The 22,987-nt window shown below is 36.0% G+C and carries 27 protein-coding genes; all 27 read left to right on the forward strand.

Translation table 11 applies throughout. The features are described from left to right. The first annotated feature begins 1 nt into the window (after position 1). Positions 2-1,324, forward strand: a complete 1,323-nt coding sequence (gene fliI / locus KD050_RS17625) for a flagellar protein export ATPase FliI (protein WP_211893624.1) — start codon at positions 2-4, stop codon at positions 1,322-1,324. Between the two features lies 1 nt (position 1,325). Next, positions 1,326-1,775, forward strand: coding sequence for a flagellar export protein FliJ (gene fliJ / locus KD050_RS17630; RefSeq protein ID WP_211893625.1), 450 nt, complete (start codon positions 1,326-1,328; stop codon positions 1,773-1,775). A gap of 8 nt (positions 1,776-1,783) precedes the next feature. Beyond that, positions 1,784-2,383 (forward strand): MotE family protein, encoded by a 600-nt coding sequence (locus KD050_RS17635; RefSeq protein WP_211893626.1) that lies wholly within the window; start codon positions 1,784-1,786, stop codon positions 2,381-2,383. Positions 2,384-2,414: 31 nt separating this feature from the next. Then, complete coding sequence (locus KD050_RS17640; protein ID WP_211893627.1) at positions 2,415-3,629, forward strand: flagellar hook-length control protein FliK; 1,215 nt, start codon at positions 2,415-2,417, stop codon at positions 3,627-3,629. Between the two features lie 3 nt (positions 3,630-3,632). Continuing rightward, entirely contained in the window at positions 3,633-4,322 is a 690-nt protein-coding gene (flgD, locus tag KD050_RS17645) for a flagellar hook assembly protein FlgD (RefSeq protein WP_370627143.1), read from the forward strand. Between the two features lie 15 nt (positions 4,323-4,337). Then, positions 4,338-4,718 carry a TIGR02530 family flagellar biosynthesis protein gene (locus tag KD050_RS17650; protein WP_211893628.1) on the forward strand — a complete coding sequence of 127 codons (381 nt, stop codon included), beginning with the start codon at positions 4,338-4,340 and terminating at the stop codon, positions 4,716-4,718. Between the two features lie 87 nt (positions 4,719-4,805). Further along, positions 4,806-5,609 carry a flagellar basal body rod protein FlgG gene (gene flgG, locus KD050_RS17655; protein ID WP_211893629.1) on the forward strand — a complete coding sequence of 268 codons (804 nt, stop codon included), beginning with the start codon at positions 4,806-4,808 and terminating at the stop codon, positions 5,607-5,609. 192 nt (positions 5,610-5,801) lie between these two features. Next, the gene (locus KD050_RS17660) at positions 5,802-6,023 is read left to right on the forward strand and encodes a flagellar FlbD family protein (RefSeq protein WP_211893630.1); all 222 of its coding nucleotides are present in this window, start codon (positions 5,802-5,804) and stop codon (positions 6,021-6,023) included. Next, a complete protein-coding gene (gene fliL / locus KD050_RS17665; RefSeq protein ID WP_211893631.1) occupies positions 6,013-6,444 on the forward strand; it encodes a flagellar basal body-associated protein FliL in 432 nt (143 codons plus the stop codon). The genes KD050_RS17660 and fliL overlap by 11 nt, the downstream gene beginning before the upstream one ends. 29 nt (positions 6,445-6,473) lie before the next feature. Beyond that, positions 6,474-7,472 carry a flagellar motor switch protein FliM gene (gene fliM / locus KD050_RS17670; RefSeq protein WP_211893632.1) on the forward strand — a complete coding sequence of 333 codons (999 nt, stop codon included), beginning with the start codon at positions 6,474-6,476 and terminating at the stop codon, positions 7,470-7,472. Then, on the forward strand, positions 7,465-8,631 hold the full coding sequence (gene fliY, locus KD050_RS17675) for a flagellar motor switch phosphatase FliY (protein WP_211896346.1): 1,167 nt from the start codon (positions 7,465-7,467) through the stop codon (positions 8,629-8,631). Before fliM ends, fliY begins: the two co-directional genes overlap by 8 nt. A gap of 19 nt (positions 8,632-8,650) precedes the next feature. Continuing rightward, positions 8,651-9,013 (forward strand): response regulator, encoded by a 363-nt coding sequence (locus KD050_RS17680; RefSeq protein WP_211893633.1) that lies wholly within the window; start codon positions 8,651-8,653, stop codon positions 9,011-9,013. Positions 9,014-9,020: 7 nt separating this feature from the next. Then, entirely contained in the window at positions 9,021-9,707 is a 687-nt protein-coding gene (locus tag KD050_RS17685) for a flagellar biosynthetic protein FliO (protein WP_211893634.1), read from the forward strand. Continuing rightward, positions 9,700-10,365, forward strand: a complete 666-nt coding sequence (fliP, locus tag KD050_RS17690) for a flagellar type III secretion system pore protein FliP (protein ID WP_211893635.1) — start codon at positions 9,700-9,702, stop codon at positions 10,363-10,365. The genes KD050_RS17685 and fliP overlap by 8 nt, the downstream gene beginning before the upstream one ends. Positions 10,366-10,377: 12 nt before the next feature. After that, on the forward strand, positions 10,378-10,647 hold the full coding sequence (gene fliQ, locus KD050_RS17695) for a flagellar biosynthesis protein FliQ (protein ID WP_093263173.1): 270 nt from the start codon (positions 10,378-10,380) through the stop codon (positions 10,645-10,647). A 4-nt stretch (positions 10,648-10,651) separates the two neighbouring features. Beyond that, entirely contained in the window at positions 10,652-11,428 is a 777-nt protein-coding gene (gene fliR / locus KD050_RS17700) for a flagellar biosynthetic protein FliR (RefSeq protein WP_211893636.1), read from the forward strand. A gap of 1 nt (position 11,429) precedes the next feature. Further along, positions 11,430-12,515 (forward strand): flagellar biosynthesis protein FlhB, encoded by a 1,086-nt coding sequence (flhB, locus tag KD050_RS17705; protein WP_211893637.1) that lies wholly within the window; start codon positions 11,430-11,432, stop codon positions 12,513-12,515. Positions 12,516-12,539: 24 nt separating this feature from the next. Continuing rightward, positions 12,540-14,573 (forward strand): flagellar biosynthesis protein FlhA, encoded by a 2,034-nt coding sequence (flhA, locus tag KD050_RS17710; RefSeq protein WP_211893638.1) that lies wholly within the window; start codon positions 12,540-12,542, stop codon positions 14,571-14,573. Further along, positions 14,570-15,685, forward strand: coding sequence for a flagellar biosynthesis protein FlhF (locus tag KD050_RS17715; protein ID WP_211893639.1), 1,116 nt, complete (start codon positions 14,570-14,572; stop codon positions 15,683-15,685). Before flhA ends, KD050_RS17715 begins: the two co-directional genes overlap by 4 nt. Further along, complete coding sequence (locus KD050_RS17720) at positions 15,669-16,541, forward strand: MinD/ParA family protein (RefSeq protein ID WP_211893640.1); 873 nt, start codon at positions 15,669-15,671, stop codon at positions 16,539-16,541. The genes KD050_RS17715 and KD050_RS17720 overlap by 17 nt, the downstream gene beginning before the upstream one ends. Further along, positions 16,541-17,638, forward strand: a complete 1,098-nt coding sequence (locus KD050_RS17725) for a protein-glutamate methylesterase/protein-glutamine glutaminase (protein ID WP_211896347.1) — start codon at positions 16,541-16,543, stop codon at positions 17,636-17,638. Before KD050_RS17720 ends, KD050_RS17725 begins: the two co-directional genes overlap by 1 nt. A 14-nt stretch (positions 17,639-17,652) precedes the next feature. Then, positions 17,653-19,710 (forward strand): chemotaxis protein CheA, encoded by a 2,058-nt coding sequence (locus KD050_RS17730; RefSeq protein WP_211893641.1) that lies wholly within the window; start codon positions 17,653-17,655, stop codon positions 19,708-19,710. Between the two features lie 32 nt (positions 19,711-19,742). Then, complete coding sequence (locus KD050_RS17735; protein ID WP_211893642.1) at positions 19,743-20,198, forward strand: chemotaxis protein CheW; 456 nt, start codon at positions 19,743-19,745, stop codon at positions 20,196-20,198. Continuing rightward, positions 20,199-20,831: a chemotaxis protein CheC gene (locus tag KD050_RS17740; protein WP_211893643.1), complete on the forward strand. Its 633-nt coding sequence runs from the start codon at positions 20,199-20,201 to the stop codon at positions 20,829-20,831. A 1-nt stretch (position 20,832) separates the two neighbouring features. Next, complete coding sequence (locus KD050_RS17745) at positions 20,833-21,330, forward strand: chemotaxis protein CheD (protein ID WP_211893644.1); 498 nt, start codon at positions 20,833-20,835, stop codon at positions 21,328-21,330. Beyond that, on the forward strand, positions 21,330-21,644 hold the full coding sequence (locus KD050_RS17750; RefSeq protein WP_211893645.1) for a hypothetical protein: 315 nt from the start codon (positions 21,330-21,332) through the stop codon (positions 21,642-21,644). Before KD050_RS17745 ends, KD050_RS17750 begins: the two co-directional genes overlap by 1 nt. A gap of 112 nt (positions 21,645-21,756) precedes the next feature. Beyond that, positions 21,757-22,530 (forward strand): FliA/WhiG family RNA polymerase sigma factor, encoded by a 774-nt coding sequence (locus KD050_RS17755; RefSeq protein ID WP_211893646.1) that lies wholly within the window; start codon positions 21,757-21,759, stop codon positions 22,528-22,530. Positions 22,531-22,987 lie beyond the last annotated feature (457 nt).

Genomic DNA, 22,987 nt, shown 5'->3' on the forward strand with positions numbered 1-22,987 from the left:
GATGAAGGCTGTAGATTTAATTCAACAAATTTCGAATATACCTACCTTTAAAAAATATGGTCGAGTTAGTCGAGTAGTTGGATTAATGATTGAATCACAAGGTCCTGAAAGTTCAGTTGGAGATGTTTGTAAAATCCATATAAACTCAGCCAAAACAGGAGCTTCGATTATTCTTGCTGAAGTAGTTGGTTTTAAGGAAGAGATCGTCGTATTAATGCCCTACACTAATATTAGAGAAATATCTACTGGCTGTTTAGTCGAAGGGACGAATAGTCCATTAGAGATTAAGGTTGGTTCGGAACTAATAGGGAAAGTGTTAGATTCTATGGGGAATCCAATTGATGGATCTGTCTTGCCAAAAGGCTTGATGACAGTTGGAACCGAAAAAGATTCCCCGAATCCATTGACAAGACCACCAATAGAAGAGCAAATCGAAGTTGGTGTAAAGGCAATTGATGGAATGCTAACGGTCGGAAAAGGCCAAAGGGTAGGTATTTTCGCTGGTTCTGGTGTAGGAAAAAGTACATTACTAGGAATGATTGCTAGAAATACTAACGCAGATTTAAATGTCATCGCGTTAATTGGGGAACGTGGCAGAGAAGTACGTGAGTTTATCGAGAGAGATTTGGGAAAAGAAGGACTAGAAAAATCGATTGTAGTAGCAGCTACCTCTGACCAACCTGCTTTAATGCGCATTAAAGGTGCTTTTACGGCTACAGCAATTGCTGAGTACTTCCGGGACAAAGGGTTAAACGTTATGCTCATGATGGACTCTGTTACACGTGTAGCGATGGCGCAGCGTGAAGTGGGTCTTGCAGTAGGAGAGCCTCCAGCTACAAGAGGATATACTCCATCTGTATTTTCCATTTTACCTAAGTTGTTAGAACGCACAGGTACAAACGAATTTGGAACGATCACAGCATTTTATACAGTACTGGTAGATGGTGACGACATGAATGAACCAATTGCCGATACTGTTCGTGGTATTTTAGATGGTCATATTGTGTTGGATCGTTCACTCGCTAACAAGGGGCAGTATCCAGCTATTAATGTTTTGAAAAGCATTAGCCGATTGATGAATCATATTTCAGACGAAAAACATGTGAAAGCAGCGGAAAGATTGAGGGATTTATACTTTACGTACAATAAATCAGAAGATCTGATCAATATCGGAGCGTATAAACGTGGTACATCTCGTGAGATTGACGAAGCTATACAGTATGAACCTTTAATTACTTCATTTTTAAAACAAGGATATTTAGATAAAGTATCTTTGGATTCCTCGGTAGATGAATTAGTGAAATTATCAGGTGGTGTTTCATAAAATGGTTGCTTATCAATTTAAATTTGCTAAAGTTTTAACGATTCGTGAACAAGAAAAGTCGGAAACAGAATTGGCATACAAAGAATCTGTATCTGTTTTCGAAAAAGTTGCAACGGAACTTTATAATTTGTTGAAGAAAAAAGAGGATACAGTAGACACTCAAAACAATCTTCTTGTTTCTGGTCTATCCATAGACAACATCCATCATTATTCAAGCTATATCGAAGGACTGCAAAAAAGAATTGATATAGTTCAAAAGGAAGTTATCCAAGCAAGATCTAAAATGAATTGGATGGAAGAAAAACTTCTTGAAAAGTCATTAGAGGTAAAGAAGTTCGAAAAGATAAAAGAAAAAGGCTTAGAGCAGTTTCAGCAAGAGCAACAAAGACTAGAAACAATTCAATTAGATGAAATATCTTCTTTGAAGTTTCAAAACAAAGAGATTAGGTGAGTAGAAGCATGGCTAAACGGAACAAATCAAATAAAAGCATTGAACAAATAAATAGCGAAACAAAGAGTATAAGTAAAATAAAAATGTTTTTTTATTTGTTTATCATTCCTTTTTTATTTGCTTTACTTCTCTTACTAGTAATTGCTCAGATAGCAAATATAAACGTTTTTGAAAAAGCAAAAGAGTTAACTGGTTTTAGTGAGGAACAAGTTTTAACAGAAGACAAAAAAACGGATGTACTAGAAGAACGAGTTGTCTCTTTACAAGCAAAAATTCAAGAAAAAGAAGCTCAAATTGACAAAGTACAAGCAGAACTAGATAATTCAGCAACGGAAAAAGAAGCTCTGTTAATAGAACAAGAACGATTATTAGATGAAATTGCAACATTAACAAGAGATCGAGAGAGTGCTAAACGTGATTATGCAGAAATCGTTTCTACCTTTGAAAAAATGTCTGCAAAAACAGCAGCTCCAGTTATAACTAAAATGAGTGATGCAGAGGCTTTACGTATTTTAACAAGCCTTAAGCCAGATACTGTGGCGAGCATTTATGAAAAAATGACACCAGAGGATGCCGCAAAGTATACAGAATTGATGACTAAACAATAATACTTTCTATTGAAGGGAGGTGATAATAATCATGAATATCGCAATGGTCGTTAACACAAATTTAAATGCTACAACTCAAGTAGCAAATAAACTTCAAGTAAATTCGAATAACGGTCAAAAGTTTGGAACTGTATTTGGTCAGATCTTATCCAATCAACAAATCCAACAACCAACTGCTGTACCACAAGCAGTTGCTGAAGGAAATGCATTGCAGGATTTGTTAGCAATTCTTAATGTAAATTCTCTAGAGGAACTTGAATCACTAGTAGGTTCAGGCGAATTAACTGTTAATCCTAAGGATTTAAAAGATCTTTTGGATAATTTATTAGGCGCTGAGAGTGAAAAAAATACAGATACTAATGACGAACTAATCGTATCAAATGTTTGGGATTTACTTGCAGGTATAAATGAAAAAGCAACTAAAATTATAGATGCAATCATTTCATCCCTTAACGGACAAGGACCGAGCAATCCAGTTGATGCCAAACAAGCTGTGGAGTTACTAAAAACGGTACAGTTAATCGGAAACAAATCAGATTTAACGATTAAAGAAGAATCCACACTATTTGATATAAAGCAGTTGCTTGAAAATGTGAAGGAAACTGTGGGCAGAATACCTACAAATAATACACCTTCGTCACCACAACTATTAAAACAACCGATTATTCAAACTCAAATGGTAGTCAAACAGACGTCTCACTCTGTTCAACCAGAGATTGTTACTGAAACGAAAGAAATTACATCAAATGTGCAAGGCAGTACTACTACAGTGATTCAAACTAAAGTAGAATCAGTTTCTATGACACTACCAACAGAGAAGGCTGCACAGTCAGAAGAATTTATTAAAGAATTGCAAAAAGTGATGAACCGTGTCCAGTTTGGACAAGCAGGTGGAGCAAATAGACTAGTTCTAAAACTATTTCCTGAGCAACTTGGTACAATTCGAATTGAATTGATTCAAAAAGATGGTATGCTGACAGCAAAAATATTAGCATCAACAGCATTAGGTAAAGAAATGTTGGATTCTAACTCAAGTCAATTGAGGCAAGGTTTTGCAGGTCAAAATATTCAACTGGAGAGGTTAGAAATAACTCAAGCTTTGCAAGAATCTACTAGACAAGAAAAGAACCAAGACTTCCAACAGTCATTTAAACAGCAAGATCAGCAGCAACAACAAGAAAATAATAATGAAGAGCTAGAAGAACCGTTTACTTTTCAAGATTATTTAGAGGAAATGGAGGCCTAAGCTATGGCTGAAATGTCTAAAATTACAGACAGTATGTATCTATCAAACCAAGTGAAAAAAACTACTACAACTGGGAATAGTACATTAGGTAAAGATGCATTTTTAAAAATTCTAATGACACAGCTTCAAAACCAAGATCCGACAAAACCGATGGATGACTCACAATTCATTGCACAGATGGCGCAATTCTCTTCTTTAGAGCAAATGACAAATTTAACTACTGCTTTTCAAGAATTTGCTGCAGTTCAAGAGCAAAGTCAAATGATTGAATTTAGTAACTTTGTAGGTAAAAATGTAAAATGGCATGAAATGACAGACAAAAAAGATGACAAAGGTAATCCAATTATAAACGAAGGTACTGGTACTATTATAGGTATTAAGTTTGTGGCAGGAAACGTAGAATTCACGTTAGCAGATGGAAAAGTCATTAACCCTGGAAATATTTCAGAAGTTCTTTCGGGTAACTCAAGTTCTAATTCTAATAGTTTAGTAGAGGCAAGTATGTTAATTGGTAAAACAGTTAGTTATATTCCCGCTAAAACGGAAACTAATGAAGATGATGCAGAAACAGAAACACCAACTGAAATTACGGCAACGGTTGAATCTGTTAGCAAAAAAGATGGAAATATAGTCTATAACTTAAGTGATGGTACTTCCATTACGGCAGATCAAATTACTTCAATAAGCAAATAAGAACGGAGAATTGCAATGGACAACATTTCGATAAATCGTGTTCCGCTGCAAACAACTATCCGTCAACCAATCTCATCAAGCAAAGTAGCTTCACCTAAACAATCTTTCTTACAGCATTTACATGAAGCATCTGCAAAAACAGAACTAAAGGTAAGTAAACATGCAAACCAACGTTTACAAGAAAGAAATATTTATATTTCAGATGCGGAATGGCAAATAGTAAGTGAAAAGGTATCAGAAGCACGCTCAAAGGGTGTGAATGACTCATTAGTATTGATGGATCAAGCAGCATTAATCGTCAGTGCAAAAAATTCCACTGTCATTACTGCAATGAATCGCACGGAAGCGAAAGACCAACTATTCACAAATATTGACGGTACAATCGTACTAAACTAACAAAAAAATTATAGCAGGACCTGTAAAGGAAGCTATGTGCAGCCGACTGATTGAAGCTAGCACGCAAATTGAAGGGAGAAAAATTAAATGATTCGCTCATTGTATTCAGGTATTTCAGGTATGAAAAACTTCCAAACGAAATTAGACGTAATAGGTAACAATATCTCTAATGTAAACACATACGGATTTAAAAAGGGACGTACCATTTTTAAAGATCTTATCTCGCAGACTACTTCGGGGGCATCAGGTGCAACTGGTACACGTGGTGGAGTGAATGCTAAACAAGTAGGTTTAGGATCACAATTAGCTTCTATTGACACAATTCAAACAGGAGGTTCATTACAATCTACGGGAAATACTTTGGATTTAGCTATCTCAGGTGATGGTTTCTTCCAAGTAGCCGATTCTGATAAACTTACTACTGATATTTCCTATACTAGAGCAGGTAATTTTTATATGGATAGTAATGGTGACTTAGTAAATGGTGATGGAAAGTATTTAATAGGTGTAGGTTCAGTAATTTTAAATATTCCTACAGATGCACAGAGTATGTCAATTGGTCAAGATGGAACAGTCACTTATGTCGATGTGGACGGAGTACTTCAAACAGAAGGGCAAATTGAATTAGCCAAATTCCCAAATAGCGGTGGGTTAACTAAGAGTGGTTCAAATTATTTTATTGAATCACCTGCTTCTGGTGAACCTGTTATAGGGGCCCCTCTAACTTCGGGTCTTGGGACTATCAATTCTGGTTTCCTAGAAATGTCCAACGTTGATTTATCTGAAGAATTCACAGACATGATTGTTGCACAACGTGGTTTCCAAGCAAATACTCGTATAATCACAACTTCAGATTCTATCTTGGAAGAGTTAATTAATTTAAAACGATAAATTAATATGATTCAGTTATTTTAATAACAACTGAATCATATTAGAGCCACCGGCGGTTGTTACAGATTTTGTAAAAGAGTTAATCGTGCAAGCACGATACAAAATCTTGACGCAATTACGCCAAGGTGAAATTGATTAAAAACATATTGTAAGGGAGGGTTGGGCCGTTCCTGTAGTGCCCGGCCCTTTTATATGATTACTTTAACAAGATTGAACGGTAAGGAGTTTTCGTTAAATGCTCTGTACATAGAGACGGTGGAGTCTTTCCCAGACACGACGATTACACTCACAAATGGTCATAAATATGTAGCGTTGGAATCTAGGGACGAGGTACACTTCAAAATTTCTCAGTATTACAAAGAAGTACATATATTATCGAACCCGCATATAAGAGGTGAACAAGATGAAGAGTAAAAATAAACTATTAACCATTATGCTTATAATTTTAGTTTCGATTACGTTAGTAGGAGTAGTCGCTTTGCTAATAATTATGCAATTAAACAAAACAGACGAAAGTAAGGAGCCGACAATTGATCAAATTATCGAATCCTCGGTAGATATACCAGAAATAACTACTAATCTAGCGTCGAATAAATTTATCCGCATATCTTTAAAGGTTCAAACAGATAGTAAAGAGGCTGCCGAAGAGTTAACTAAACGGGATTTCCAAGTGAACAATATTGTGATTACGGAACTATCTGAATTGACTCCTGAAGAGTTAGAGGGTAAAGAGGGGAAAGCGATGTTTGAATCAGCATTAAAAACAAAAATTGGTGAGCTAATGGATAGTGGAGAAATTCAACAAGTTTATATTACTTCTTATATTATACAATAAAGTAATTCTTTCGAATGGAGGTGGGCAGATTGGCAGGAGATATATTATCTCAATCAGAAATAGATGCGTTGTTAAGTGCACTCTCAACAGGTGAAATGACAGCAGATGAGATGAAAAGTGAACAAGAGGCTAGAAAAGTAAGGACGTATGACTTCAAAAGAGCACTTCGCTTTTCCAAAGATCAGATTCGCAGTTTAACGAGAATCCATGAGAACTTTGCTCGTCTATTAACTACATTTTTTTCTGCCCAGTTAAGAACATATGTACAAATTTCGGTCGTGTCAGTCGATCAAATACCGTTTGAAGAGTTTGTTCGTTCGGTACCACATATGACATTAATCAATGTGTTTGAGGTTCCACCGCTAGAAGGGAATATCCTGATGGAGATAAATCCAAATATTGCATATTCCATGCTAGATTTAATGATGGGTGGTAAAGGACAAGCACATACAAAAGCAACTAATTTAACGGAAATTGAAACGAAGATTATGACAAATCTATTTGAACGTTCATTTGATAATTTACGAGAAGCATGGGTAAATATTGCGGATATTGATCCGATACTTACAGAGCTAGAAGTAAACCCTCAATTTTTACAAATGATCTCACCGAATGAAACTGTAGTTGTTATATCCTTTAATACTATTATTGGTGAAACAAGTGGAATGATAAATATTTGTATCCCACACGTAGTGTTGGAACCGATTGTTCCTAACTTATCTGTACGTTATTGGATGCAAACCAATAAAAAAGAAGTATCACCTGAACAACTCGCAGTTCTAAAAAAACGTGTAAAAGCAGCAGAAATTCCTATTGTCGCAGAGATTGGGACAACGGATATATCGATGGAAGATCTATTGTACTTACAGCTGGGAGACGTCATTCAGTTAAATACTAAAATTGATGATCCACTAACAGTTAATGTTGGAGGTATTCCTAAATTCATTGGTCAACCTGGTAAACTAAAAAAACGAATGGCTGTCCAAGTCATTGAAACTGTGAAAGGAGGAGAGGATGATGATGAGTGATGATATGCTCTCCCAAGAAGAAATTGAAGCCCTCCTTAGAGGAACGAATATAGATGAGGAAAGTGCGAAAGAGAAAGTTACAGAGGACGTAAATGTAGAAGATTATTTGGATTCATTTGCCCAGGATACACTCGGAGAAATCGGTAACATTTCATTTGGTAGTTCGGCTACAGCCCTTTCTTCTCTTTTAGGACAAAAAGTAGATATTACTACACCGAATATTAGTATGATTAACCGCAGAAAACTAAATGAAGAGTTTCCTCAACCGTATGTAGCGGTACAGGTACAATATACCGCTGGACTAATCGGTATGAATCTTCTCGTTATAAAACAGTCAGATGCTGCCATTATCGCAGATTTGATGCTTGGAGGAGATGGTTTAGATCCCAAGCCTGAGCTTAGCGAAATTCAGTTAAGCGCAGTTCAAGAAGCGATGAACCAAATGATGGGTTCGGCCGCTACGTCAATGTCTACCGTTTTCAATAAAAAAGTAGATATTTCACCACCTACCATCGATCTTATGAATCTAATGCAAGGTGAAGGAACAGACGCCATTCCAGAAGATGAATTACTTATTAAAATATCTTTCCGTCTTAAAATTGGAGAGCTAATAGATTCTAATATTATGCAATTATTGCCATTAGAATTTGGGCTTAACTTAGTGAAGTCATTAATAGGTGAAGAGGAACCAGAGGTAGCTGCTACTATTACAGAAGAAAAAATATATCATGCGCCGGTTCAACAGCAGCAATCTATGCAAACACAACAAAAACCTGAAGTACAGTCACAGGCGCAGGTGCAGTATAGTCAGCAGCAATCACGTCCACAAGCACCACCAGTGAAAGTTCAGCAAGCTCAATTTGCTAGCTTCGAGTCACCAAGTTTATCGCAAAATGAGTCAAGAAATTTAAATTTACTACTTGATATTCCCCTCCAAGTAACAGTAGAATTAGGTCGTACTAAGAGAACTGTAAAAGAGATTTTGGAACTAACAAGTGGCTCCATCATTGAACTCGACAAACTGGCTGGAGAGCCTGTAGATATTCTCGTCAACAATCGACATGTAGCCAAAGGAGAAGTCGTTGTTATTGATGAGAATTTTGGTGTTCGAATTACAGATATTTTAAGTCAAGCAGAACGTATTAATAATTTAAGATAAGCACTGGAGGAGACATACTATGTCGAAAAGAATTTTAATAGTAGATGATGCAGCATTTATGAGAATGATGATTAAGGATATTTTAAGTAAAAATGGTTTTGAAGTAGTAGGAGAAGCTGGAGATGGCGTTCAAGCAATTGAAAAGTATAACGAACTTAAACCTGATTTAGTTACGATGGATATTACAATGCCAGAGATGGATGGAATTGCAGCTTTAAAAGAGATTAAAGCGAAAGATCCAACAGCTACTATTATTATGTGCTCTGCTATGGGTCAACAAGCGATGGTAATTGATGCAATCCAAGCAGGAGCAAAAGATTTCATCGTAAAACCATTCCAAGCTGATAGAGTAATAGAAGCAATTTCTAAAGCTTTAGGGTAATGATATGATGAGGAAATTCTCCCTCGTTTTAAGTGTGCTATTTTTGCTAACTTTCGGAATTCAGCCAGATGCAGAAGCAGAATCAGATTCGAATGAAAGTGTAGATGAGTACTTAAAGAAACAGAACGATAATGTTAATAATGAAAAAGAGTCAGAAGCTAATATAAATGAAACTCCAGAAACGACTGAGGAACCCGTTTCTGTGGGTGTTTCTGTTACAGCTTGGGATTATATCAAAATGATTTTTGCTCTTTTGTTTGTTATTGCTTTACTTTATGGATTACTTCGTTTTGTAAATAGCAGAAACAAAACCTTTCAGACCAATCAGCTAATTCATAATTTAGGTGGGGTTGGAGTTGGACAGGGAAAATCGTTGCAACTTATGCAAGTTGGTAATTCCATATACTTAGTTGGCATTGGAGAAGATATTACTTTGTTAAAAGAAATAACTGATCCAATGGAAATAGAAAACCTAACTAAAATATATGAAGAAAAAGTAGATATTGGAAAAAGTATTCCATACATATCTGAACTTATTGGTCGCCTGAAAGAAAAAGGAACTTCAAAGACGAAGAGTGAGGCTAAGGAACCTTCGTTTGAAGAGACCTTTCAGAAAAGATTACAAGAAATTCAAAAAGACCGTAGTAATGTATTAAAGGATTGGAAGACGAAGGAGCGCGATAACAATGAATGAATTTGTCCAGTTTTTCTCGGACAGCGACCCATCAAATCTCTCCACTTCTATAAAATTAATGCTATTGCTAACGGTCTTATCTTTAGCTCCTAGTATATTAATATTGATGACGTCCTTTGCTAGAATAGTAATTATATTATCATTTGTTCGAACGGCACTTGCGACAAACCAGATGCCGCCGAACCAAGTGATAGTTGGTTTAGCATTATTTTTAACATTTTTTATCATGGCACCAACATTACAGCAAGTAAATGAAGAAGCATTAACACCTTTGTTCGATGAAGATATTACTTTAGAGCAAGCGTATGAAAATGCTAGTGGTCCCTTCAAAGAGTTTATGAGTAAGCATACAAGGCAAAAAGATTTGGAACTTTTCTTAAGATATTCAGAAGCAGAAAGACCTGAAACAATTGAGGATATCCCGTTAACGGTTATGGTACCTGCTTTTGCACTTAGTGAAATTAAAACAGCATTCCAAATTGGTTTTATGATTTTTATCCCTTTTCTAGTAATTGATATGATTGTGGCGAGTGTACTGATGTCAATGGGTATGATGATGTTACCACCAGTTATGATCTCTCTACCATTTAAAATATTATTATTTGTATTGGTAGATGGATGGTATTTAGTTATGAAGTCTATATTACAAAGTTTTTAGGAGCTGATTGTATTGAATAATGAAATGGTAATTTCAATTGCGGAACGAGCAATTTGGGTCATTCTTCTTGCATCAGGTCCTCTTCTTTTAGTTGCCTTAATAACAGGTCTTGCAGTAAGTATTTTTCAGGCCACTACGCAAATACAAGAACAAACACTTGCATTTGTACCGAAAATAGTTGCAGTGTTAGTAGCTATTGTTTTCTTTGGTCCATGGATGCTATCTCAAGTAACTTCATATGCAGCAGATATTTTTGAGAATCTAATACGATACATTGGTTGATTCAATGGATGCAATTTTACCAAACCTTACTGTTTTACTACTAATTATTGCTCGTGTTTCTGCTTTTTTTGTAGTGTTACCACTATTCTCGCATCGGACAATACCTGCTACCCACCGGATCGCTTTTGCTGTAGTGCTTTCCTGGATGATGTATTATACCCTCGATGTAGAACCGTTTGAAATAAATGGTGATTATATTCTTTTAATTATTAAAGAAGTCATATTTGGATTATTTATAGGTTTACTTGCGTATATCATTATGTCTGCAATTCAAATTGCAGGTGGATTTATCGACTTTCAGATGGGTTTTGCAATGGCCAATGTTATTGATCCGCAGACAGGTTCCCAAAGTCCGTTAGTCGGTCAATTTTTAAACACCTTGGCATTGCTGTTGTTATTAGCTTTAAATGGACATCATTTATTGCTGGATGGTATTTTCTATAGCTATCATTTTATGCCAATGGAAATGACGTGGCCAGCTTTTGGGCAAGAAAATTACGTAGAATTCATTATGAAAACCTTTGCAGGTGTTTTTGCCGTAGCGTTTCAAATGTCTATACCAATTGTTGCTACACTATTTCTTGTCGATATAGCACTTGGGATTACAGCAAGAACGGTACCTCAGTTGAATATCTTCGTTATAGGATATCCGATAAAAATAGGTGTTGGGTTTTTAGTACTTCTCGTTATGATGGGAGTACTATTGGCTGTTGTACAGAAGATGTTCGAAATTTTGGTTATTGCTATGCGTGATTTAATGATAATTTTAGGTGGTGGCTAATATGATTACTCTACGCTTAGATCTCCAGTATTTTGCGGGAGAAAAAACAGAAAAAGCTACACCTAAAAAGAGAGAGGATTCTCGTAAAAAAGGACAAGTATTAAAGAGTCCAGATGTCACAAGTGCGATTGTATTACTCGCTGTTTTTGTATTTCTATTTTTCTTTGCTAGTTTTTTAAGAACGGAGATTTTTTCGTTCTTCAGCGTTACGTTTACTAAGTATATGTTAATAGAAACGTTGACCATCGATACAGCAATAATCATTTATAAGGATATGCTTCTTGAAATGGCTATGATTTTATTGCCAATAATGTTAGTTGCTGTGGTAGCTGCTATAGCTGCAAATTTCTTTCAGTTTGGTTTATTGTTTACTACAGAGCCCTTGAAGTTTGATTTGAAAAAGATTGATCCTATAAAAGGTCTCAAAAGGATCTTTTCGCTTAAAGCAATTATAGAGCTATTAAAATCTATTTTGAAAATATCATTTATTGGTTCTGTAACTACTTTAATATTGTGGATGAATTTGGAGAAGGTTTTATCCCTATCATTCAAGACAGCTTGGGATACACTGTCGACTGTTGGCTGGTTAACTGGAACAATGGGGATTGCTGCTTCATGTGTATTATTATTTATTTCAATCCTGGATTTCTTTTATCAAAAGTTCGACTATGAAAAAAATCTTAAAATGTCCAAGCAAGATATTAAAGATGAACATAAAAACTCTGAGGGTGATCCAATTATTAAGTCTCGTATACGGCAAAGACAGCGGGAAATGGCGATGCGTCGTATGATGCAGGAAATTCCTACAGCGGATGTCGTTATTACGAATCCTACACATTTTGCCATTGCTTTAAAATACGATGATGAATCGATGGATGCTCCAACAGTAGTAGCAAAAGGTGCAGACTTTGTTGCACAAAAGATAAAGTTAATTGCGAAGGAAAATAATGTCGTCATGGTAGAAAATAGACCACTTGCTCGATCGATGTATGATCAAGTAGAGATTGGGCAACGAATTCCAGACGAATTTTTCAAAGCAGTTGCCGAAGTATTAGCTTATGTATATCGTATAAAACAAAAAATTTAAAGGTAAAGTTAGAGGTGGAAGTATATGCAAGTCCGCGATATAACCGTATTGGCAGCTGTAATATCTATTGTGGCGATGCTCGTAATACCTCTCCCTCACTGGTTGATAAGTTTTCTTATTATTATAAATATTACGATAGCCTTATTAATATTGATGACCGCTATGAATATGAAAGAAGCTTTAGAGTTCTCAGTATTCCCAACAATCGTTTTACTCGTTACATTATTTAGACTTGCTTTAAATATTTCCACGACAAGAGCAATCTTAGCTGAGGGTGACGCAGGTAAAGTAGTTGAAACCTTTGGTACATTTGTTACAGGAGGAAATATGCTTGTTGGTCTAGTCGTTTTTGCTATTTTAGTTATTATAAACTTTATCGTAATTACGAAAGGTGCAGAGCGTGTTTCTGAAGTTGCTGCTCGTTTTACATTAGATGCAATGCCGGGTAAACAAATGAGTATCGATGCGGATTTAAATGCGGGGATGATTTCGGAGAAAGAAGCACGAGAAAGACGTGAAAAGGTTAGTGGTGAAGCAGACTTTTACGGAGCTATGGACGGGGCAACAAAATTCGTAAAAGGAGATGCTATAGCAGGTATCATTATCGTAATTATCAACTTATTATTCGGTATTATTATCGGGGTTGTACAATTTGGACTACCTTTTGGTGAAGCGGCAGTACTATTTTCAACACTAACTGTCGGGGATGGTCTCGTTTCCCAGATTCCTGCATTATTAATCTCAACAGCGACGGGGATTGTTGTAACAAGAGCTGCATCTAAAGGTAATCTTGGTGGAGATATTACAGGTCAATTGTTTAATCAGCCAAAACTTCTTTATGTTGCAGCTGTGACAATAACGCTTCTAGGTATTGTCACACCAATTGGCTTAGTTTTAACTTTGCCAGTTGCAATAGCACTTGCAGTAGGTGCTTATATGATAAGTAAGGCAAGTAAAGAAGACCCAGACGAAATAGAAGAATTTGAAGAGGAAGTAACAACTGATAATATGAAAAGTCCTGAAAATGTTATTAATCTGCTAAATGTGGATCCAATCGAATTCGAGTTTGGATATGGATTGATTCCGTTAGTGGATGCTGCACAGGGCGGAGATTTACTTGATCGTGTCGTAATGATTCGTAGACAGCTTGCACTTGAATTAGGTGTAGTTATTCCAGTAGTTCGCATTCGTGATAATATTCAGCTTCAACCAAACGAATATCGTATCAAGATTAAAGGCAATGAAATGGCTAGAGGAGAGCTTCTTTTAGATCATTATTTAGCAATGAGTCCTGGTGACGATGATTCGATCGATGGTATTGATACAGTTGAACCCTCCTTTGGTTTACCTGCAAAATGGATTACGGAATCTGTGAAGGAAGAAGCGGAAATACTAGGATATACCGTTGTCGATCCGCCAAGTGTTGTTTCCACACATATGACTGAAATCATCCGAAATAATGCACATGAATTATTAGGTCGCCAAGAGACGAAACAATTAATCGATCATATTAGAGAGACTTACCCTATTCTAGTAGACGAATTAACACCTACTCCATTGACAGTAGGAGAAATTCAAAAAATATTGAGCAATCTATTAAGAGAGCATGTATCTATTCGGAATTTGCCAATCATTTTTGAGACCCTTGCAGACTATTCAAAAATGACGTCGGATGCCGATGTATTAACTGAATACTCCAGACAATCTTTAGCGAAACAAATTACAACACAATACGCTGGAAATAGTAATGTTCTAAAAGTGTTAACGGTCTCTGGTAAAGTAGAAAAACTAATTGCCGACAGTATTCAACAAACAGAACATGGAAACTATTTATCTATAGATCCAAGTGATTCTCAAGCAATATTAGAGTCTATGGCAAAAGAAATAGAGCGTGCTTCCATGATGGAACAGTCTCCAATCATTCTTTGTTCACCTGCAGTAAGAATGTATGTTAGACAAATGACTGAAAGATATTTCCCACATGTACCAATTCTTTCTTATAATGAACTAGAATCCTCAATCGAGGTACAAAGTGTCGGGGTGGTGAATGTAGATTGAAGATGAAAAAATATACGGCGAGTACAATGCCAGAAGCTATGAAGTTAATACGTAAAGAACTTGGTGACGACGCAGTTATTTTAAGTTCAAAGGTAGTCTACTCGAAAGGTTTTTTAGGCTTGTTTAAGAAAAAATCTATCGAAGTGTTAGCTGGAATGGATACATTCGAGCAATCCAGTAAAACATTTGAGGTGCCAACTATGGTACCTCAAGAACATCAAAATGTTTCTGTGGAGATAAAAAAAGAATTAGAAGATTTGAAACAACTAGTAAAGAATATTCAACGTCCAGAAATGTTAAGTTCATATCCAGCAGAAATGAAAACTCTTATGGACTATTTACAAGAGCAAGAATTGTCAGAGGAGCTTATCACACCTGTAAGTGATGAGCTTTTTGTGCATCTAAAAAGTAATACTGAAGATTTTGAAATAAAAGATCAAATTACTATAACGAAAAATCTACTCAAAACAAAAATTGAGCATCTTCCGTTCGGTGGAGTTTCGTATACGAAGAAATATATAAATGTTCTCGGTCCAACAGGTGTTGGTAAAACGACGACGATAGCTAAAATGGCTGCACGAGCGGTTTTAGAAAAAAAGAAAAAAGTAGGCTTTATTACGACGGATACATATCGAATTGCAGCAATTGAACAACTAAAAACATATGCAGGTTTACTTCAAGCTCCTCTCGAAATTGTCTACAATGAAAAAGATTTGCAAGAAGCTATGGTAAAGTTTGATAATTTAGATATTGTATTTATAGATACAGCAGGTAGAAACTATAAAGAAACTAAATTTGTAAGAGATTTGCAAAAACTAATTGAGTTCGAAGTGAATACGGAAACCTTCCTAGTACTCTCTTCTACGTCTAAGCAAAAGGACATGGAAGTGATAATAGAACAATTTAGTGAATTTCCTATTGAAAAATTTATCTTTACTAAGGTTGATGAAACAAATACTATTGGCTCAATTATCAATTTAATGGTTAAATATAATAAGGGACTTGCTTACTACACGGATGGTCAAGAAGTCCCGGAAGATATTATGGAAGCTAGTCTTGAAGAATTACTCAAATTATTTTTAAAGGGGATTCGCTATGAGAGATCAAGCTGAAGAACTAAGAATGAAAATGCTTCGGAACCAAAATAGGCTAGGGCGATCAATAGCAGTAGTTAGCGGTAAAGGTGGAGTTGGAAAAAGCAATTTTTCCATAAATTTCACCACAACTTTAAGTGGGCAAGGTAAAAAAGTTGTACTCATTGATATGGATATTGGAATGGGAAATATTCATATTTTACTTGGTAAATCAGTACCCTTTAATTTAAAGGACTATTTAGTCGGAGATCAGCCATTAGAATCAGTGATGTTTGAAGGTCCGAACGACTTACAATATATATCTGGTGGTTCAGGGTTAAGTGGCGTTATGGAGTGGACCGAGGATATGTTCAATCGGTTGATAGAGGCTTTCGAATATTTACAGAAAAACTATGATTATATTGTGTTTGATATGGGGGCAGGTGCTACTAGTCAGACATTGGATTTGTTAGTCTCTGTAGACGATATTATTGTCATAACAACGGCAGAGCCTACATCTATAACAGATGCTTATTCTATGATGAAATACATTTACTATAAGGATTCTGATAAAAACTTCTTTCTTATTTGCAACAGGGCGTTTACCGATGAAGAAGGGGCAGATACTACTGCTAGATTAAAGCTAGCTATGTCCAAGTTTCTATCCAAAGAGATTACGGTATTAGGTGTATTGCCTGAAGATTCAGTTGTTCGGAAAGCTGTAAGGGAACAAATACCATTCTCTATTTTATATCCTCAAGCAGAAATAACGAAAAAGCTAAAAAAAATAGCTTCTGCATTTACTGATTTTGAAGATACGGAAGATGATGTTCCTAAGCACAATAAATTCATATCTCGATTAAAGAGTCTTTTTTCGCAGAAGGGCGTGAGATGATGGACGTTAGAACAAAAAAAAAGCTGTTAATAGTAGATGATTCTGCATTCATGCGAAAACTTATAAGTGATTTCTTTGTGGATAACAAAACGATAGAAGTAATAGGTATTGCTAGGAATGGAAAAGACGCAATTGAAAAAATAAAGACTCTGCAACCAGATGTCATTACAATGGATGTTGAAATGCCAGTGATGAATGGTTTGGATGCACTACTCAGGATAATGACTGATATGCCAGTTCCAGTTGTAATGCTATCTAGTACAACAAAAAGTGGGGCGGAAAGTACGATGCAAGCGATGGAATATGGCGCCGTTGATTTTATCGCAAAGCCAAGTGGCACCATTTCATTAGATTTACATAAAATTAAAGAGGAATTAATAGAAAAAGTAGAAAATGCAGCACAAGTATCCATAAAAAAAATGAAAAAACGTTCCCCACAACCTATAAATAATAGGGCATCCGAAAATGTAGTAGTAAAGAAAATACCTGACTCACCTAGTTCTATCAAGTGGAACAAGACGAACAAGAAAATGGTCTTAATTGGAACTTCAACTGGAGGACCGAGAGCTCTTCAAGAAGTGATTACAAAACTTCCAAGCAATATGAAAGCTCCAGTTTTAATTGTTCAACATATGCCTGCTGGATTTACAAAGTCATTGGCACAAAGACTCAATCAATTATCTGAAATTGAGGTAAAAGAAGCGGAAGATGGTGATTTGCTTCAAGATGGACATGCGTATATTGCCCCTGGAGGCTATCATATGCGCATTCAGAAACGAGCATCATCTTATTATATTGTTCTAAATGACAAAGAAGCTCCACGAAACGGACATAGGCCGGCTGTAGATATACTTTTTGCAGATAATAGTCAGTTTAATGATTTTGATAAGATTGCAGTTATTATGACAGGAATGGGATCTGATGGATCTCTCGGTCTTAAAGAGTTGAAAAAGAGCGGAAATGTCGTGGCCATTGCTGAAGCAGCGAGTACATGCATTGTATATGGAATGCCAAAGGCTGCCGTAGAAACAAATTTAGTAAATGAAGTAGTGGATTTAGATCAAATAGCAAAAACCATCATACAATATCTACCTTAAAGGGGTGTCAATCAATGGATACAAATCAATATTTGGAAATGTTTATAGAAGAGAGCAAGGAACATTTACAAGCTTGTAATGAACATTTATTAGAATTAGAAAAGAATCCTGAAAACATAGCAATAGTCAATGAAGTATTCCGCTCTGCACATACTTTAAAAGGTATGTCAGCAACAATGGGTTATGAAGATATCGCAAATTTAACGCATAAGATGGAAAATGTTTTAGATGAAATTAGAAATAGCCGTTTGCATGTAACCGCTGAATTACTAGACGTTGTTTTCGTTGCTGTCGATCAATTGGAAGAAATGGTATTGGATATTGCGGCAGGAGGAAAAGGAAAGCTAGATGTAACAGATACTGTACAAAAGCTACATAAAATAGAAACTGGGGAAGAAATTCCAGTTGCTGCTACAACAGTAGAACCCGTTGTTGTAGGTAATATTGCTCAAGAGAACTGGTTAACTTATGACGATTATGAAATGACTGTCATTCAACAGTCAGTTGAACAGGATTTCTTTACGTATGAAATTTCTGTCAAACTACGTGAAGATTGCTTACTAAAAGCTGCAAGAGTATATATGGTTTTTGAATTGCTAGAGAAAATGGGAGACGTTATAAAATCTTCTCCATCTGTGGAAAAATTGGAGGGAGAAGATTTTGATGAAATTTTCTATGTAGCTTTAGTTACAACTGAACCTTCAGAAGATGTGCAAAAGAAATTGATGAAAGTCTCTGAAGTGACAGAAGTACTAGTGAACACAGTAACATTAGAACAACTTAAAAAACGAAATAATTTAGAGTTAGACAAAGTTGAAGAGAATTCAGTTGTGGAAATTGCTGATGTCATAGAAGATAAGCGACAAATAGTGGAAGTAAAATCTCCTGAAAAATCTACTACATCTAAAAATAATCAAGTTCAATCTAGTAAAACTATTCGTGTGAATATTGAACGATTGGATATATTGATGAATTTATTTGAGGAATTAGTAATTGACCGTGGTCGTCTACAGTCAATCTCCGAAGATTTACATAATAGCGAGTTAGATGAAACAGTAGAACGTATGTCTCGTATAACTGGAGATCTACAAAATATTATATTAAATATGCGTATGGTTCCTGTTGAAACAGTATTTAATAGATTCCCAAGAATGGTACGCCAGTTAGCACGTGATTTAAACAAAAAAATCAATTTAGAAGTGATTGGTGCTGAAACAGAATTAGATCGAACAGTAATTGATGAAATTGGGGACCCTCTTGTACATTTAATAAGAAATTCCTTAGATCATGGGGTAGAAAGCCCTGAAATCCGTTTAGCTAAAGGTAAATCAGAGGAAGGCACAGTCGTACTTCGTGCATACCATAGCGGAAATCATGTGTTTATCGAGATTGAGGATGATGGTGCAGGTATTAACCGTGAGAAAGTCTTGAAAAAAGCTATCTCAAAAGGAATTGTTTCAAACGAAGTGGCTCAAACGTTAAGTGATAAACAAGTAGCAGAGCTTATTCTTTCTTCTGGGTTCTCTACAGCTGATGTTATTTCAGACGTTTCGGGTAGAGGCGTTGGATTAGACGTGGTAAAAACGACGATTGAATCTCTTGGTGGTTCTATTGATATTTCATCGACGGAAGGGAAAGGGTCATTATTTTCTATCCAATTACCGTTAACACTTTCTATTATTTCAGTAATGCTAGTAGAACTTGGTGAGGAAATATACGCTATACCGCTCTCTTCTATTATCGAGACAGCGATTATTCGCTCTTCAGATATATTAAATGCTCATAACCAAAAAGTGATAGATTTCCGTGGGAAAGTTGTTCCTTTAGTATTCTTAGAAAATGTATTTGATGTTCCTAGAGAAAGTACAGATGATGAATTTCACTCTGTTGTTCTTGTCCGAAAAGGAGATAAAATGGCTGGCCTAGTTGTAGATTCGTTTATCGGTCAGCAAGAAATCGTTTTAAAATCACTTGGTGCATATTTATCAAGTGTATTCGCAATCTCTGGTGCAACTATTTTGGGTAATGGTAAAGTAGCGCTAATTGTAGATTGTAATGCATTAATCGGTTAAATAGCATCTACTAGAAAGGATGAGAGAGCATTATGACAGTAGCAGTAGACTTTGAAAATTTAAAAGTAGTAGTTTTTCAACTGGCAGACAAAGAATATGTGATACCTGTAAGTCAGGTTCAAGGTATTGAAAAACTTATTTATATTACACGTGTCCCTAAAACTCCTTCATTTGTGAAGGGAGTTATCAACTTACGAGGGGTAGTTACTCCTATTATTGATTTGAAAAATCGCTTTGGACTAGGAGAGAGTAGTTTAAGTGAATCTACTCGTATTATTATAATAACGTTGGACGATATGGATGTTGGGGTGATTGTTGACTCTGCTAATGATGTATTAGATATTCCAGTTGATTCAATTGAACCACAGCCTGAGGTAGTTGGGGGTATGGAACAAGACTTTATAGCTGGAGTTGCAAAAATCGATAGCCGTCTTTTAATCCTTCTTCACTTAAATCATGTATTAAATCCTATTAAGTCAGGAGTTTAAATGATGTATGACAGTAAAATAACCTCCATGCATTTAGATGTTTTAAAGGAAATAGGGAATATTGGTGCTGCACATGCTGCAACTGCATTGTCGACATTATTAAATAAAAAAATTGACATGAAGGTACCAAAGGTGGAAATGGTTTCATTTGACGATATGATGGATTTAGCTGGTGGACCAGAAAGTGTAGTTGCTGGCATTTATCTTCGTATAGAAGGTGATGTAACTGGCAGTATGTTTTTTGTCCTACCAGTAGAGCAAGCGAATCGATTCATACGAAGATTGGTACAAGATGAAACCTTCGATTTTCAAACAGGTGAAGTATCTGAAATAGGAGCCTCTGCAATGCAGGAACTTGGTAATATACTTTCTGGTTCCTATCTATCTGCATTATCAGATTTTACACGTTTAAAAATATACCCAACTGTACCTGCCCTGAGCGTAGATATGGTTGGTGCTATCATTAGTTTTGGATTGGTAGAGTTATCTCATATAAGTGATTATGTCATTGTAATAGATACAGCTATTATTGAAGAGGACGTTCCAAATGAAGAAAGTGTGAAAGGGCATTTCTTTTTATTGCCAGATCCAGAATCATTTGATGCTATTTTTAAAGCTTTAGGAGTTAACTAATATGAACGCACAAGGTCAAATAGTAAAAGTCGGTATTGCAGATATGAATATTGCAAAAGCCCCGGATAAAATACGTACTTCTGGGCTTGGTTCGTGTGTAGGAGTTGTTCTATATGACGAAAGATCAACAACAGTGGGCATGGTCCACGTTATGCTACCGGATTCTAGTCTTGGTAGAACTGAAACGATAAATATTGCGAAATTTGCAGATACGGGAATTACAGCGATGGTGGAGCAGTTAAAAATAGAAGGTATTCAATCTTATAAGCTAAAGGCTAAGATAGCTGGAGGAGCTCAAATGTTTCAGTTCTCTTCTACAAGAGATACAATGCGAATTGGGCCACGAAATGTCGAGGCGGTAAAAGAGTATTTAAAAAAATATTCTATTCCTATTCTTGCAGAAGATACAGGAGGAAATAGTGGCAGAACTATCGAGTTCGATCCCACTACCAAACTATTAAATATTCGAACAGTGAACCAAGGAGTGAGAAATATATAATGGTAGGAACTATTCTCTCTAACTTTTGGATAGCGCTTATTGCTTTTAGTGTATATTTTTTATATTCTTTTCCCTTTATAGAAGGAATGGGAATTATTCTTAAAGCGTGTATTGTTGCTTTTGTATTCTTTCTTCTAACATTTTTAGCTAGAGCAATTATTAGTTATATAATAAGTAATCCACCGGAAGAAATTGAAGATGTTCTTGTTGAGAAGGATGCTGAAATTTTAAAATCCGAAATTTCTCCAGAAGATTATGCAGAGTTAGTAAAGACAATGTTAAAGGAAGATGAGCAGCCCAACTCACAGACTTAATAGGTCGTGATGAATGGAAAACAAGGGGAGTCGATAGTTTCGACTCCCCTTTTTAGTGAGATTTTTGTTATAATAACCATAATGATCAGATATATTGGAAAGGGGGATAATTGTGGCAAATCAAGATTCGACAGATGAGCAGCTTCTATGGAAGAGTTGGACTGAAAGCAAAGATCCTCAGGCCGGAGATTTACTCATGAGAAAATATATACCGCTAGTTAACTATCATGTGCAAAGAATCGGTGCAGGTATCCCTAAAAATATATCTAGAGAAGAGCTTAAAAGTTTAGGAATGATGGGATTATTTGATGCTATCAATAAATTTGATTATAGTAGAGAGCTAAAATTTGATACGTATGCTTCGTTTCGAGTTAGAGGGGCTATCATTGATGGATTGAGGAAAGAAGATTGGCTTCCACGCTCTTCGCGAGAAAAAGCAAAGAAATTAGAAGCTAAAATTGAAGAACTCGAGCAAAAGTTAATGAGACATGCATCTGCTGAAGAAATAGCGGAATTTGTCGAAATGCCTGTAGAAGATGTATATCATACAGTACAGGAGCATTTTTTCTCCAATGTACTGTCAATCGATGAGCAACTACAAGAAAGTGAAGAACCTGAAAACAAATCATATGTCATTCGAGATGACTCTCAGAAAACTCCTGAACAACAAATGGTTAAGCGAGAGTTAATCGATGATTTAGCCGATCAAATTCAACAATTAAATGAAAATGAGCAATTAGTGTTAAGTTTGTTTTATACAGAGGAATTGACGCTCACGGTTATTGGAGAGATGCTAGGTTTATCTACTTCTAGAATATCTCAAATTCATTCGAAAGCACTTTTTAAACTTAGAAAACTATTAATGAATGAAATGATGAATGTCTGAGTCTATTTCATAATTACTTACTATAATACAAGAATATTTATGTGGTTTTATATTCAATTATCCATTTATTTAAAGTGGACTTTGTTGATTGGAGCGCAAGGCGGCGACTCCAGCTGGAACAGCAAATGTTCTCCGCGCCGAAAGCAAAACGACAGGTGCACGAGCTGAAAGCCCCGCAGGAACGTTAAAAGGGACATTGGCTAAGAACTCCACAACTTCAAAAGGAAGGCAATCTAAGTTCGCCGCGTCCTGCGGCAACGATTGTATAACCCACATCCTGTGGGCCTCAACGCTTTCGTGACCAACATCCTGTTGGCCCGAGGAGATTGAAGCCGTGCTGAGCGGAAAGCGTCCGCCTGTTTCTGCATCGCTGGGCTAGCTTCGAAACATGAAAGTGCGTTGGAGCAGAAAACAACTTTGTTCGGATTCTACTACTAATCACTTAATTATGAAATTG

Origin of the sequence: Psychrobacillus sp. INOP01 (genome assembly GCF_018140925.1) — a bacterium.
Taxonomy (GTDB): Bacteria; Bacillota; Bacilli; order Bacillales_A; family Planococcaceae; genus Psychrobacillus.

Excerpts from the sequence above, each read along its gene's own strand:
- fliI (WP_211893624.1), top strand. The coding sequence starts at position 2 with ATGAAGGCTGTAGATTTAATTCAACAAATTTCGAATATACCTACCTTT.
- fliJ (WP_211893625.1), top strand. The coding sequence starts at position 1,326 with ATGGTTGCTTATCAATTTAAATTTGCTAAAGTTTTAACGATTCGTGAA.
- KD050_RS17635 (WP_211893626.1), top strand. The coding sequence starts at position 1,784 with ATGGCTAAACGGAACAAATCAAATAAAAGCATTGAACAAATAAATAGC.
- KD050_RS17640 (WP_211893627.1), top strand. The coding sequence starts at position 2,415 with ATGAATATCGCAATGGTCGTTAACACAAATTTAAATGCTACAACTCAA.
- flgD (WP_370627143.1), top strand. The coding sequence starts at position 3,633 with ATGGCTGAAATGTCTAAAATTACAGACAGTATGTATCTATCAAACCAA.
- KD050_RS17650 (WP_211893628.1), top strand. The coding sequence starts at position 4,338 with ATGGACAACATTTCGATAAATCGTGTTCCGCTGCAAACAACTATCCGT.
- flgG (WP_211893629.1), top strand. The coding sequence starts at position 4,806 with ATGATTCGCTCATTGTATTCAGGTATTTCAGGTATGAAAAACTTCCAA.
- KD050_RS17660 (WP_211893630.1), top strand. The coding sequence starts at position 5,802 with ATGATTACTTTAACAAGATTGAACGGTAAGGAGTTTTCGTTAAATGCT.
- fliL (WP_211893631.1), top strand. The coding sequence starts at position 6,013 with ATGAAGAGTAAAAATAAACTATTAACCATTATGCTTATAATTTTAGTT.
- fliY (WP_211896346.1), top strand. The coding sequence starts at position 7,465 with ATGAGTGATGATATGCTCTCCCAAGAAGAAATTGAAGCCCTCCTTAGA.
- KD050_RS17680 (WP_211893633.1), top strand. The coding sequence starts at position 8,651 with ATGTCGAAAAGAATTTTAATAGTAGATGATGCAGCATTTATGAGAATG.
- KD050_RS17685 (WP_211893634.1), top strand. The coding sequence starts at position 9,021 with ATGAGGAAATTCTCCCTCGTTTTAAGTGTGCTATTTTTGCTAACTTTC.
- fliP (WP_211893635.1), top strand. The coding sequence starts at position 9,700 with ATGAATGAATTTGTCCAGTTTTTCTCGGACAGCGACCCATCAAATCTC.
- fliR (WP_211893636.1), top strand. The coding sequence starts at position 10,652 with ATGGATGCAATTTTACCAAACCTTACTGTTTTACTACTAATTATTGCT.
- flhB (WP_211893637.1), top strand. The coding sequence starts at position 11,430 with ATGATTACTCTACGCTTAGATCTCCAGTATTTTGCGGGAGAAAAAACA.
- flhA (WP_211893638.1), top strand. The coding sequence starts at position 12,540 with ATGCAAGTCCGCGATATAACCGTATTGGCAGCTGTAATATCTATTGTG.
- KD050_RS17720 (WP_211893640.1), top strand. The coding sequence starts at position 15,669 with ATGAGAGATCAAGCTGAAGAACTAAGAATGAAAATGCTTCGGAACCAA.
- KD050_RS17725 (WP_211896347.1), top strand. The coding sequence starts at position 16,541 with ATGGACGTTAGAACAAAAAAAAAGCTGTTAATAGTAGATGATTCTGCA.
- KD050_RS17730 (WP_211893641.1), top strand. The coding sequence starts at position 17,653 with ATGGATACAAATCAATATTTGGAAATGTTTATAGAAGAGAGCAAGGAA.
- KD050_RS17735 (WP_211893642.1), top strand. The coding sequence starts at position 19,743 with ATGACAGTAGCAGTAGACTTTGAAAATTTAAAAGTAGTAGTTTTTCAA.
- KD050_RS17740 (WP_211893643.1), top strand. The coding sequence starts at position 20,199 with ATGATGTATGACAGTAAAATAACCTCCATGCATTTAGATGTTTTAAAG.
- KD050_RS17745 (WP_211893644.1), top strand. The coding sequence starts at position 20,833 with ATGAACGCACAAGGTCAAATAGTAAAAGTCGGTATTGCAGATATGAAT.
- KD050_RS17750 (WP_211893645.1), top strand. The coding sequence starts at position 21,330 with ATGGTAGGAACTATTCTCTCTAACTTTTGGATAGCGCTTATTGCTTTT.